11 protein-coding genes are annotated in these 13,036 nt (G+C 63.5%); 5 read left to right on the top strand and 6 right to left on the bottom strand.

Going from position 1 to position 13,036, the window contains the following annotated elements; all coding sequences use genetic code 11:
* Positions 1-20: 20 nt before the first annotated feature.
* Both AC3IR3_RS05725 and AC3IR3_RS05730 read left to right on the top strand, forming a co-directional pair.
* A complete protein-coding gene (locus AC3IR3_RS05725) occupies positions 21-1,334 on the top strand; it encodes a beta/alpha barrel domain-containing protein (protein WP_489196005.1) in 1,314 nt (437 codons plus the stop codon).
* A gap of 19 nt (positions 1,335-1,353) precedes the next feature.
* Positions 1,354-2,289 (top strand): GGDEF domain-containing protein, encoded by a 936-nt coding sequence (locus AC3IR3_RS05730; RefSeq protein ID WP_489196006.1) that lies wholly within the window; start codon positions 1,354-1,356, stop codon positions 2,287-2,289.
* An 18-nt stretch (positions 2,290-2,307) separates the two neighbouring features.
* Here AC3IR3_RS05730 and AC3IR3_RS05735 read toward each other — a convergent pair whose 3' ends face one another.
* From AC3IR3_RS05735 to AC3IR3_RS05755, 5 genes are all read right to left on the bottom strand, one after another.
* Positions 2,308-3,210: a polyprenyl synthetase family protein gene (locus AC3IR3_RS05735; protein ID WP_489196007.1), complete on the bottom strand. Its 903-nt coding sequence runs from the start codon at positions 3,208-3,210 to the stop codon at positions 2,308-2,310.
* A complete protein-coding gene (locus AC3IR3_RS05740) occupies positions 3,191-3,451 on the bottom strand; it encodes an exodeoxyribonuclease VII small subunit (protein ID WP_132147379.1) in 261 nt (86 codons plus the stop codon). Before AC3IR3_RS05740 ends, AC3IR3_RS05735 begins: the two co-directional genes overlap by 20 nt.
* A gap of 32 nt (positions 3,452-3,483) precedes the next feature.
* Positions 3,484-4,773: a tRNA lysidine(34) synthetase TilS gene (gene tilS, locus AC3IR3_RS05745; protein WP_489196008.1), complete on the bottom strand. Its 1,290-nt coding sequence runs from the start codon at positions 4,771-4,773 to the stop codon at positions 3,484-3,486.
* Complete coding sequence (locus tag AC3IR3_RS05750) at positions 4,770-5,513, bottom strand: NYN domain-containing protein (protein WP_132147385.1); 744 nt, start codon at positions 5,511-5,513, stop codon at positions 4,770-4,772. The genes tilS and AC3IR3_RS05750 overlap by 4 nt, the downstream gene beginning before the upstream one ends.
* A gap of 290 nt (positions 5,514-5,803) precedes the next feature.
* Positions 5,804-6,763: an acetyl-CoA carboxylase carboxyltransferase subunit alpha gene (locus tag AC3IR3_RS05755; protein WP_489196009.1), complete on the bottom strand. Its 960-nt coding sequence runs from the start codon at positions 6,761-6,763 to the stop codon at positions 5,804-5,806.
* A 349-nt stretch (positions 6,764-7,112) separates the two neighbouring features.
* On the opposite strand from AC3IR3_RS05755, the gene AC3IR3_RS05760 reads away from it, so the two are divergent.
* From AC3IR3_RS05760 to AC3IR3_RS05770, 3 genes are all read left to right on the top strand, one after another.
* Positions 7,113-7,742, top strand: a complete 630-nt coding sequence (locus AC3IR3_RS05760; RefSeq protein ID WP_489196010.1) for a carbohydrate binding domain-containing protein — start codon at positions 7,113-7,115, stop codon at positions 7,740-7,742.
* A gap of 167 nt (positions 7,743-7,909) precedes the next feature.
* Entirely contained in the window at positions 7,910-8,557 is a 648-nt protein-coding gene (locus AC3IR3_RS05765) for a hypothetical protein (RefSeq protein WP_489196011.1), read from the top strand.
* Between the two features lie 60 nt (positions 8,558-8,617).
* The gene (locus AC3IR3_RS05770; RefSeq protein ID WP_489196012.1) at positions 8,618-9,223 is read left to right on the top strand and encodes a hypothetical protein; all 606 of its coding nucleotides are present in this window, start codon (positions 8,618-8,620) and stop codon (positions 9,221-9,223) included.
* A gap of 107 nt (positions 9,224-9,330) precedes the next feature.
* On the opposite strand, the gene dnaE is transcribed toward AC3IR3_RS05770, so the two are convergent.
* Positions 9,331-12,876: a DNA polymerase III subunit alpha gene (dnaE, locus tag AC3IR3_RS05775; RefSeq protein ID WP_489196013.1), complete on the bottom strand. Its 3,546-nt coding sequence runs from the start codon at positions 12,874-12,876 to the stop codon at positions 9,331-9,333.
* Positions 12,877-13,036 lie beyond the last annotated feature (160 nt).

Raw genomic sequence — 13,036 nt, forward strand, 5'->3', positions numbered from 1 at the left:
CTGTTCCCAGGGGGGGAGTCATGACTACGACGCACATGCTGGACCAGGCGCGCGCCATACTTGCCGTGGCGGACGCGAAGCTCGAAAAGTTGCGTAACGTCAGGCCCTACCTGATCGATCTGTCGCTGCGCGAGAATCCGGTAGGTTCCGCGATCGGGCAGACCCTGGCCGACAAACTGGCCATCCTGCCGAAACTGCGCGAGTTCGGGTTCACGAATATCTCGCTCGGCACGCTCGATTACGCGATGCCCGACGAACTCGAAGTCGACGACGACTTCATGATGTACCTGCGCGACAACCATATCGACATGACCGGTTGCTTCGCGTTCACGGCCATGGGCATCGCCGCGCCGGACGGTACGTTCACGCCGGATCCATCGCAGCGGAAGCTCGCCGCCTATACCGTGCCCAATACGGTGCACGAAATTTATCTCAGCAAGCTCGGCATGCAGGGCAACTACGACCTGCCTACGCTTCGCCGCAGCCTGCCCGCCAGCGTCCAGTGGCTGCATGACAACATGCGTGGCGACAACGGCGGCAAGCCGCGCATCCTGATCAACATCGTGGACGGTTGCGACGCGTTTTCCGAATCGCTGGAAACGACGTGCGAAATCCTCGCGCTTCTCGCGACGCTGCCTATCGAAGGCATCACGATGGAAGACGATCGGGGCACCTATCTGCCGTTCCAGGTCGGCGCTTACGTCGCCGTGGCGCGCAGCTATCTGCCGTCGCCATTCAAGATCCTGGTCCACGTGCATTCGGGTGCCGGCTTCGAAAACGCTTCGGTGATGGAAGCGCTGCTCAACGGAGCGGATGGTGCATGGGGCGGTCTGCCGAAGCGGGCGGCGGTGATCGGTCACGCGTCCCTCGCCGAGTTGATCGCCAATCTCGTGCGCGTGGGCAATCCCTATATGCGCACCTACCGTCTGGACCAGTTGCTGCCGCTGGCGACGGGATTGCAGGAACTCGACGAGATGGCGCCCGTTCCCGACGACCTGCCCATCGTCGGCCACAACGCTTACCGGCTGTCGCTGAGCTTTTTCGCGCAGCGTGCCGATCGCTTCATGGATCTGCCTCCGGAAGCCATCGGCGGAACCTACGGTTACCGCGTCTGTCCGGTGATAAGCGACTCGCCCGTGCTGGCCGGACGGCTGGCCGAAGTGACCGGCAAGCCGCCATCGACATTCGGTAGCGACGTGACGACGCAGATGATCCGCCTTATGCGTCGCGATCTGCGCGCGGGCGAACGTATCGATTACGACGAGCCCACGGCGCTCATGACGTTGTACGAACGCGCGTTGGCCAGTCTGCCGTTACCTGACGTTGCGGCCTGAAACCTGAGGGGGGATCCGGATGAGCGAAGCGATCGGGCTCGAGATTGAAAACGATCTGGCCGTCTACAAGACGCTGCTGGAATCGACCCAGGCCATTCCCTGGAAGATCGACTGGGACTCGAAGAGCTTCTCTTACGTCGGGCCGCAGTTGGAGGTACTCCTCGGGTGGGAGTGTTCGAGCTGGGTAAGTGTGCAGGACTGGGTCGAGCGCATGCATCCGGAAGATCGCGCATGGGCGGTGGACTATTGCATCGCGCAGTCGATCGCCGGTGTGGACCATGAAGCCGACTACCGGGCATTGACGAAGAGTGGCGACTACATCTGGATTCGCGACGTGGTGCATGTCGTACGCAAGCCGGATGGCACGGTCGATTCGCTGATTGGTTTCATGTTCGACATCAGCGAGCGGAAGCAGACGGAACACCGGTTGCTTGCACTGCAGAAGGAACTGGAAGAGATGTCGTTCAAGGACGGACTGACTGGCGTTGCGAATCGCCGTCGCTTCGACCTCGTCCTCGATCGCGAATGGGCCGATGCCCGGCGCAGCCGCGAGCCGATTTCGATGATCATGCTCGATATCGACTACTTCAAACAGTACAACGATCACTACGGTCACTTGCAGGGCGATGCCTGCCTGAAGCAGATCGCCGCGCTTCTGTCGGGTGCGGCGACCCGCCTGCGCGACTTTTACGCGCGCTTCGGTGGCGAAGAATTCGCAGTGGTGCTTCCGGAAACCGACGAGGCATCGGCGCATGCCGTCGCAAGCCGTTGCCGCGAGTTGATCGCCCGCGCTGCCATCGTCCACGGGGCATCGCCTTTGGGCAGCGTGCTCACCGTCAGTATCGGCGTCGCCACCGCGATACCGGGTCGCAACGACGAGCACTTCGCGTTTCTCGATCTGGCGGACCGGCGTCTGTACGAGGCGAAACAGCAAGGGCGCGATCGCATCGTCTGATCGACGTTGCGGGGCCGGTCAATGAGCGCGTTGCGCCGCGTAGCGTGCCAGGTCGGCCAGCCATGCGCCGCGTTCGCCCAGCGGTTCGATAGCGGTGAGCGCCGTGCCGATCAGCTCGTCCAGATGCGCGCGCGATGCGGCCATACCGATGATGGAAGGGAACGTGGGTTTGTCCGCCGCTGCATCCTTGCCGGCGGTCTTGCCGATCACTGACGCATCGCCTTCGACATCGAGGATGTCGTCGCGGACCTGGAATGCCAGGCCGACCGCGTGGGCGTAACGGTCCAGTCCATCCAGCAGGCCCATATCGTCGCAGTCTGCGGCCAGCGCGCCCATACGCACCGAAGCGCGGATCAGTGCGCCGGTTTTGTAAGCGTGCATGCGCTCAAGTTCTGCCAGGCTGAGTGTCGTACCCACGGCGGAAAGATCGAACGCCTGGCCGCCAGCCATGCCTTCCGCGCCGCACGCGGCCCCGAGGACCCGGAGCATGGCCAGGCGGGATACGTCGGATGCACCGGGTACGGGCGTGGCCAGAATTTCGAAGGCCAGTGCCTGCAAGGCATCGCCCGCGAGAATGGCCATGGCTTCGCCGAACACGATATGACAGGTCGGACGACCGCGGCGCAGGGCGTCGTCGTCCATGGCTGGCAGGTCGTCGTGCACGAGCGAATAGGCGTGGATGATTTCGACGGCGCAGGCCGGCGCGTCCAGCAGGGGAGCATCGCAGCCGAACGCGTGGGCCGCTGCGTAGACCAGTAAGGGGCGCAATCGCTTACCGCCGCCGAGTACGGCATAGCGCATGGCCCGGTGCAGCTCGACGGGAGGTACGTCGTCGCCGGGAAGCGCGCGCGCAAGGGCCGAATCCGCCCGCGCGATAAGCGCCTTCAGCGGACCCGGAAGATCAGTCGTTGTGGGGCTCAAAGGGCGTGGCGCTTTCGGGAGCTTCGGGGTCTAGCAGCAGGCGAACGCGCAGTTCGGCCTGTTCCAGCGCGGTCTGGCAATGGCGATAAAGCCCGATGCCGCGCTCGAAGGACTGCAGGGATTCGTCGAGACTGAGCTCGCCGCCTTCCATGCGCGCCACGAGCTGTTCGAGTTCGTCGAGCGAATGTTCGAACTCGGCGATCGAGGACGTGGGAACGGCGGACGAGGAGGACTTCGACATGGGCGACAAACTAGCTCACGCAGGCTTTCTAATCAATCGTCGGACTGCCATGACGGACGTCCGCCCGACGCCGCGAACAGCATTTCGCCGGCTTCCGAGGTCCACCGGTCGGCTATCGCGACGAGAGCCTGTCCGGCATAGATAAGCGGACAGCGCGGACGGAGCCACGGCGGCATGGCGCCTTGCTGGAACAGGTCGCGCAGGTCGCGGGTGTGCCGGTCGCCATCGGGCTTCAGGCGTTCGCCGCCGCGGCGCACGCGTACGATCAGCGGCTGTGCGAACGAGCCGGTCGTCAGGCGCAGGGTACCGCCGCCGGGCAGGGGTAGGGGCTCGCCCGACCACGAGGCTTCCCAGGAGGCGTCGACGGGGCGTTGGCGAGGCATGGCCCACAGCCGCGAACGCCACACCCGCACTTCGGTTGCTCCCCAGGCCACGCAGGGCAGGCGCTCGGCGCCGGCTTCGCGAATCTGCCGTTCCAGGGCGTGGCGTTGCCCCGTGGTCGGCGCGGTAAGGCCTGCGTCGTGAAGCCAGTGGTCGAGCAGAGGAACGCGCAGTGCGGGATGCAGTTCCAGCCAGCCGATCGCATCGAGCGTGCCGTCGCGCGCGCGTAGCCGATCCAGTTCGCCAAGCCATTGCGTGCGCAGGAAGTCGGCCGCGTCGGCGCACAGCCCGGCGCTGTGGGTCAGGCTCGCGGCGGTCTGGGGCCAGTGGCGCGCCAATGCGGGCACGACGCTGGCGCGCAGGAAGTTGCGTGCCATGCGTGGATCGTCGTTCGACGGGTCGTGGATGGTACGGAGTTCGTTGACGCCCGCGTAGTCCAGCAGGACGGCGCGAGGCAGGTCGAGCAGCGGCCGCCATAACGCGCCCGTGCCGAACGGTCGCAGCGAACGCATGCCCGCGAGTCCCTCGGGGCCTGCGCCGCGCAGCAGTTTCAGAAGCACCGTTTCGACCTGGTCGTCGCGATGATGGGCAAGCGCGATGCGTTCGCCCGGGCGCATCGCGGTCGCGAACGCGCCATAGCGCGCGCGCCGGGCAGCCGATTCGACGCCTTCACCGCGAGTCAGGTCGACCGATACGCGCACGCGTTCGAAGGGGACGTCGATCGACGTGCAGAATCGGGAGCAGTGTGCGGCCCACGCCGCGCTGTCGGCTTGCAGCCCATGGTCGATGTGCAGCGCGCGCAGCGGTGGCGCATCGGGCAGCGACGCCAGCGCGTGAAGCAGCGCGGAGGAGTCGGGACCGCCGCTGTACGCCACGAGTAGTGGCGCAGGCTCCATCGCCGTCAGGGCCATGGCGAGATGATCGACGAGCGCGTGCGTCATTTCTTTCGCGCGCTTAGCCGCACGTAGATGTGCTTGCCGTTGCCGATCTGGCGTTCCTCGGTATCGAACACGCCGATGCCGTTGATGAGGCCGCTGAGTTTGCTGTAGCCGTAGTTGCGTGGATCGAACTCGGGCGATTGCTTGTTGATTATGCTGCCCGTCGCGCCGAGGTGCGCCCAGCCGGTGTCGTCCGACGCGGCTTCGATGGCGTTGCGGAGCAGGTTCATCAGCTGCGTATCGCCACGCAGCTCCTTCGCGCTGCGCCGCTTCGGGGCTTCGGTCGTGTCGCCCTCGGTGGGGCGGGTCAGCACTTCGGTGTAAACGAATTTGTCGCAGGCCGTGCGGAAGGGCTCCGGTGTCTTGCTCTCGCCGAATCCGTACACGATGCGTCCGGACTCGCGGATGCGCGATGCCAGCCGCGTGAAGTCGCTGTCGCTGGATACGATGCAGAAGCCGTCGAAGCGTTCGGTGAACAGCAGATCCATCGCGTCGATGATCATCGCCGAATCGGTGGCGTTCTTGCCCGAGGTATAGGCGAACTGCTGGATGGGCTGGATTGAATGTCGCAGCAATGCGGCTTTCCATCCCCCGAGCTGAGCACCGGTCCAGTCGCCGTAGATGCGTTTGACGTGCGCCGTGCCGTACTTGGCGATTTCAGCCAGCAAACCCTCGACGATGGCAGGGCGTGCATTGTCGGCATCGATCAGGACGGCGAGCTTCTGCGTGGTCTCACTGGCCATGGGAGGACTTCCGCGCTTGGAGTGCGACCGATGTTACATCGGGTTTTGTGACGATCGGCGGTTGGTTGTGAAACGCACGAAGCTGCGAGGAGGGTCTCTTCTGTCGCTCCTGCACAGGTGTATGGACCGGGGACATACACACAGGCAGGAGCCCAGCGCGATGCAATAGGTTGTCGCGACATGGTCCATTCGCGCTTCTAAGGCCAGATCGCGAGTGATGAGGTTATGTCGAACGTGGTCGCCCTGGGCCCCTGCCTGCGCAGGGGCGACGGTGAGGCTATCGTGTGCGCTCAGCCTTCGGTAAACGCACCATATCCGCGCAGACGCTCGTAGCGCTTCTGCAACAGCGTTTCGACCGGCATCGTTTCCAGTTCGTCGAGCTGGTTCAGCAGGACGGCCTTCAGGCGGATCGCCATGGACTGGGGATTGCGATGCGCGCCGCCCAGCGGTTCGCGCACGATCTTGTCGATCAGGCCGTTCTCGAGCAGGCGCGGGGCAGTGAGGCCCATGACTTCGGCGGCGTCTTTCGCTTTGTCGGCGCTCTTCCAGAGAATGGAAGCGCAACCTTCCGGTGTGATGACCGAATAGGTGGAGTACTGCAGCATCAGCGTGCGGTCGCCTACGCCGATGGCGAGTGCGCCGCCGGAACCGCCTTCACCCGTGACGGTGCAGATGATAGGAACCTTGAGCTCCGCCATCTCCAGCAGATTTCGCGCGATGGCTTCGGACTGGCCGCGCTCTTCCGCGTTGATGCCCGGCCATGCGCCGGCGGTGTCGATGAAGGTCAGCAGCGGAATGCGGAACCGTTCGGCGAGCTTCATCAGGCGCAGCGCCTTGCGGTAGCCCTCCGGACGCGGCATGCCGAAGTTACGCTTGACCTTCGATTTCGTGTCGCGGCCCTTCTGGTGGCCGATGATCATGACGGAACGGCCGTTGATGCGGCCGATGCCGCCCACGATGGCCTGGTCGTCCGCGAACATGCGGTCGCCCTTCAGCTCGTGGAATTCCTCGCAGATCGCCTGGATGTAGTCGAGCGTGTATGGGCGGCCGGGGTGACGCGAAAGCTGGCTGACCTGCCACGGTGTGAGGTTGCGGAAGATCTCGTTGGTCTTGATCTTCAGCTTCTCGCGCAGCCGTCCCACCTCCTCGTCGATGTTGAACGCCTGTCCGGAACTGGCGTGACGAAGCTCTTCGATCTTCGCTTCCAGTTCTGCGATGGGTTGTTCGAAATCGAGGAAGTTGGGGTTCATGGGCAACGGTGGTTCGGGAAGACCCGACAGTATACCGGGTGCTGCGGAGTGCCGGTGTGCGCCGGGGTACGGTAGGGCTGGTCCGGCATAAGTTATTGAACGCACTGCTTTCGGGGTGACCGTGAACCGCGCAGGCACGCCCTTGAGACATCAGCGATGGCGTCCGTGGTCCGAATTGCAGGCGAGCCCTGAAATTGCCGTGGGCTGAAACCTTGGGGGCGGTAGGACCTGCCCAATACCCGGCGCAATTTTGTTGCAATGCACCCACTCGGACGACGTCTCCGGGTTTGCAGATTTCATTGCCGGTCCCCACCGGTGCATCACTATTTTCCAACACGAGAAGCTATCGATGAAGATTACATGGATGTCGGCGCGTACCACGCGTCTTGCGGCGTTGGCCGCTATTACGCTGGCCACGTCATCTGCTGCATTCGCACAGCTGCTGCCTTCGCCCGAATTGCCCTATTGCCCGAAGTACGCCGCGGGTTTCCCGAATTACCCCAGCCCCTGCTACCTGGCGATCCAGAACTCGAATTTCGAGACCGGTACGCTGGACGGCTGGAACAGCCGTGGCGCGGCCAGCGTTGTGACGAGCTTCGGCTCGCAGGTCGTGGCGTTGCCGGGTGCCGGCGACGGCGTGACCCAGGTCGTGCCGCTTCCGGCACACACGACGATCGACGGGCATCTCCTGTGGAGTTACGTGTCGCACTTCTCGGCTCGCATGGACGGCTCGACGCCTGGCAAGGTGAAGCTGACGGTATCGCTTGTCGACCCGGGCAACGTGTGGTCGCTCACTCCGCTCATGGTCCAGACCTTCGATGCCGATCAGGATTGGGCGCGCATCCCCATGAGCTTCGAGGGACAGGCCTTCAGGTTCAAGGGAGTGGCTCATATGGTGATCGATATCGAGCGCATGGATAGCGATGCGTCGCGGATGTTCATCGACAACGTCGGCGTGACGCAGCAGCGCGTTCGCTGAGTTTGACAGGGCGACGGTGTTCGCACCGTCGCCTATATCCGTCTCCCGGTTATCGACGCGCCATTCAGGCACGTCATCTTCGCCGGTACGGACGATGCGTTGCGTATGACGACGGATTCACACGCCGGTCCCGGCCGGCTTCTCTCCCTCATTAAGATACGAATGAAATGAAACACACATGGATGTTCGCGCGCTCCGCGCGCTTTGCGGCCGTGGCCGCTCTTTCACTCGCTGCGCCGAGCGCAGCCGTTGCACAGATAGCGACCAACGAGAGCTTGCCTCCCTGTCCTTTCGACGGGGTCGATGCGCCTGGTTATCCCGCGCGCTGCACTCTTACCCGTAATGGCGATTTCGAAACCGGTACCCTGGCACCCTGGGAGGCGACGACCGTACCAGGCAACCTCGACGCGCCATCGGTCGGCTCGGCCGAGGGATCGAAGGTCGTCTCGCTGAAGGCGCGCGGCGACAAGATTTCTCAGGTCGTCATCCTGCCCGCCGGGACCAGCGATCCCCGCCGCAATCTGTCGACGTATTTCCAGCGTCTGTCCGCCCGCGCGTCGGGGCCGGAGACGGCGCGTTTGCGCATGACCGCGACACTGATGGTGCAGGGCGAGGATGCCACGCGCGTACCGCTCGTCAATATGGAGTCGGACATCGGAAATAACGACTGGCAGGTACTGCAGGAGCGCGTGGTGGGTAAGGGCATTCCTTATGACCCACTGGTCATTCTTCTGGAGATCGAACGACTCGACAGCGGCATGTTCACCAATCTGTTGATCGACGACGTGCGACTGGATCAGGAACGTCAGCCCTGACGTTAATCCGCGGCGAAAACTTTCCACCCTTATCGAGTAAATCCAGTGACGAATATATCCATGTCCACGTGTCGCACGCGCGCCGCAACGTTCGCGGTATTCGCTCTTTTCGCATCGGCGACCGTTGCGCAGGCCGCCTTGCCCGACCATCCGTTTTGTCCCTCGGCGCGTAGCGGCGACGGTCGATTCCCTTCGACCTGCCTGCTCGGCGTTAAGAATGCCGACTTCGGAACCCATACGTTGCGGGGTTGGGATGTTAAAGACGGTTCGCCTTCCGTGGGACGGGTCGATGGCAACGAAGTACTTGTGCTGTCGCGAAAGGGCGATGCCGTGACGCAGACGATCGCATTACCGGCGAATACGACGGTGAATCCGGACACGCTTCCCTACTACGTACCCGAACTGCACGCGCGCGTTGCGGGGCCGCAATCCGGTCAGCTCAGGCTTAGCGCCGTGCTTGCTCATCCGGACCGGGAGCTTCAGCTGTTCTCGCGCACTTACGACGTCAAACATGGATGGGACCTTGCGACAGGCAACTTCGATGCCGCCGTCTTTCCTCAGCCGGCCACGCTAAAAATCACTATCGAACGCGTGGATGGCAATGAGTTGTCGTTGCTGTATGTCGACAATGTTTCGCTGACCGAGCGAGAGCAGGCTGCGCTGTAAGGGCGATGTAATGCCCGGTCGGGCATGCCTCCGCGGAACAGCCGCGCGGGACACCCGAGTGGTTATCGCGCATATCGACGGGACGCTCGGCGTCCCGTCGATATGCATTATTCGGACGGCCGAACAAGTCTTACGTCGGCGCCAAGAATGCCGGGCATGCCACGTAGCACGCGGATAAGATCGGGCAGGGCGCGTACGCGCCATGCTTCGCCGAGTTCGATATCGGCCTGGGCGGTTTCGTTGCGATAACCGCTGAGGAGCAGGGGCGTACGGCCGCCACGGTATCCGGCGATGGCCTGCCGCAGTTGTTGCACGAAGTCGGGTCCGATGCCGTTGACGCGCAGGCGCAGCAGTCGCGAGTAATGTTCCAGCGCATCGCTCAGCGAATACGCTTTTTTTGCACGCAGCTGGTAACCGCCGGCGAAGTCGTCGATGCGCAGGCCGCCTTCGACGATGATCATGTTGTCGCGGGTAAGCAGTGGAGCCGATTCAGTAAATACCTCGCGGAAGAAGCTCACCTCAAGCAGGCCGGTCGAATCCTCGATCTGCACGAACGCGTCGCTGTCGCCGCGCTTGCGCATGCCGACCACCATGCCGGCGACCGTCCAGGGCGTGTCCGGGCCGCGGCGGAAACGATTGGCGTTTTCGTCGTCGTCTGAGCGGCGCGGCTTAGGGGGCTGATATCGCGAGGGGATTTCGCCGATCGGGCAACTGGACAGTTGCGACAGCGCGTCCTGCCAGGGATCGGTGGGGTGGCCGGACAAATAGTGTCCGAGCGTCTCACGCTCGCCCTGAAGCAATTGTTCCAGCGGCCACTCCGGTACGGAGCCCGACAGTTCGATGATGCTGGGCGCTTCCGCCTCGCCGAACGCGGAGCCGAAAATGTCGACCTGACCCGATGCGCGGTTCTTCGCTTCCTGATCGGCCGCGCGCATCGCTTCGGGAATGTGCATGATCAGCGTGGCGCGGTTCTCGCCCAGCCCGTCGAGCGCACCGGCCTGCACCAGCGCTTCCATAACGCGTTTGTTGAGTTTGTTCGATCCCACGCGCTGGCAGAAATCTACCAGTCCGCGATAAGGGCCGCGGGCGTTGCGTTCGGCGACAATCTCCTCGCATACGCCCTGGCCGACGCCCTTGATGGCGCCGAGTCCGTAACGCACGACCTTCGGCTCCACCGCTTCGAACATCCATGCCGACGCATTCACGTCCGGCGGCAATACCTTGATGCCGATGGCGCGGGTTTCGTCGAGGAAGGTAACGACCTTCTCGGTGTTGTCCATGTCCGACGAGATGGTCGCGGCCATGAATTCGGCGGGGTAGTGCGCCTTCAGCCACGCGGTCTGGTAGGAAACCAGCGCGTACGCGGCAGCGTGGGATTTGTTGAAGCCGTAGCCCGCGAACTTCTCCATGAGGTCGAAGATCGCGTCGGCTTTGCTTTCGCTGATGCCGTCTTTGCCTGCACCTTCGCGGAAGACCGCGCGGTGCTTGATCATTTCCTCGGCTTTCTTCTTACCCATTGCACGGCGAAGAAGATCGGCGCCGCCCAGCGTGTAACCGCCGACGATCTGCGCCATCTGCATCACCTGCTCCTGGTAGACCATGATGCCGTAGGTCTCTCGCAGGATGGGCTCGACGCGCGGATCGGGGTATTCGACCGGTTCTCGTCCGTGTTTACGCGCGCAGAAGCTGGGGATCAGGTCCATCGGGCCGGGGCGGTACAGCGCCACCAGCGCGATGATGTCCTCGAAGCGGTCGGCCTGCGCGTCCTTGAGCATGCCCTGCATGCCGCGCGATTCGAGCTGGAAGACCGCGACGGTCTGCGCTTTCTTCAGCAACGTATAGACGGCCGGATCGTCCAGCGGCAGCGACTCGATGACGAGCGGTTCTTCGTCCGTCTTCGCGCGACGCACGTTGATGGCCTTCACCGCCCAGTCGATGATGGTGAGCGTGCGCAATCCCAGGAAGTCGAACTTTACCAGGCCCACGGCTTCGACGTCGTCTTTGTCGAACTGGGTCACCACGCCTTCGCCGCCCGCTTCGCAGTACAGCGGCGCGAAGTCGGTCAGGGGCGTGGGCGCGATAACGACGCCACCGGCATGCTTGCCGGCGTTACGCGTGAGGCTTTCGAGGCTGAGCGCCAGATCGATCAGCGTCCGCGATTCTTCGTCGTTGTCGTAGAGGTCGCAGAAATCCTTGACGACGCGGTCGGTCTCTTTCTTCGATTTTTCCGAGCGGCCGAGCGCATCGGAAAGCGTGAGATCGAGCGGGCGGTTCGGAATCAGTTTGGCGAGCTTGTCGACCTGCCCGTAACCCATGCCGAGTACGCGGCCGGAGTCGCGCAGCACGGCTTTCGCCGCCATCGAACCATACGTGATGATCTGGCTGACGTGATCGCGACCGTATTTGCGTGCGACGTAGTCGATGACTTCGTCGCGACGGTCCATGCAGAAGTCGATGTCGAAGTCGGGCATCGACACGCGTTCGGGATTCAGGAAGCGCTCGAACAGAAGCTCGAACTGCAACGGGTCCAGATCGGTGATCTTCAACACCCACGCGACCAGCGAACCCGCACCGGAGCCTCGCCCCGGACCGACGGGAATGCCGTTGTCCTTCGCCCAGCCGATGAAGTCGGCCACGATCAGGAAGTAGCCGGGGAAGCCCATGCCGATGATGACGTCGACCTCGCGGTCGAGGCGGGTCTGGTAATCCTCCAGCGTGCGTCCCGCGGCCATCGGGTGTTGCGCGAGGCGTTCCTCGAGACCTTTCTGCGCTTCGGCGCGGATGAAGGTATCGAGCGTATGGCCTTCGGGCACGGGGAAATTCGGCAGGTAGTACGTGCCGAAGTCCAGTACGAGGTTGCAGCGCTTCGCGAGTTCGACCGTGTTTTCGAGTGCTTCGGGAATGTCGGCGAACAGCGCCTCCATTTCCTCGGGCGTCTTGAAATACTGTTCGTCGCTGTAGTCGTGCGGGCGCTTGGGATCGGCGAGGACGCGGCCCTGGTGGATGCATACGCGCGCTTCGTGCGATTCGAAGTCGCTGCGCTGCAGGAACCGTACGTCGTTGCTGGCGATGACCGGCAGTGCGAAGTCGCCGGCCAGCGCGAGCGCCGCCTTGGTCCAGAGTTCTTCGCCGTCGCGGCCGGTACGGGTCAGTTCGAGGTATAGCCGTTCCGGAAACAGCCGGCGCAGCGGTTCCAGGCGCAGGTGCGCCGCGGGTAATCCGCTGCCTTGCGCGATGCGAGCCACTTCGCTTTCGCGCCCGCAGATGGCGATAAGGCCACGGACGCTTTCCGGATGCATCCAGCTGGCATCGACCAGCGCGCGTCCGCCATGCTGGCCTTCACGCCATGCGCGGGAAATCAGGCGCGACAGATTCAGATAACCGTCGCGGTCCTGGCAAATCAGCGTCAGACGCCACGGCCGCGGATCGTCGGGACTGGAAACCCAGATGTCGCAGCCCGCGATCGGCTTGATCCCGGCCGCCGTCGCCGCCTTGTAGAACTTCACCAGTGCGAACAGGTTGTTTTCGTCGGTCAGCGCGACAGCGGGCATACCCGCGCGCGCGCAGGCAGCGACAAGCTGCTTGATGCGGATGGTCGAGTCGACCAGCGAGTATTCGCTGTGCAGGTGGAGATGGGCGTAACGAACAGACATGGGAAGGCGCCGGAAGGGCAGAGGCAAGGCTACCCGGCTGGGTCGGTCGGGACAAGAATTGACATGCAGCGGGGGAGGGGGATGGGAAGTGGGGGCGCATGGTTTTGTACCGAGGCCAGCGTGCGCGCCGCGCCGAAGCAGCGCCCCCAGTACCCTCATG

It is taken from the genome of Luteibacter sp. GL_149 (genome assembly GCF_057834065.1).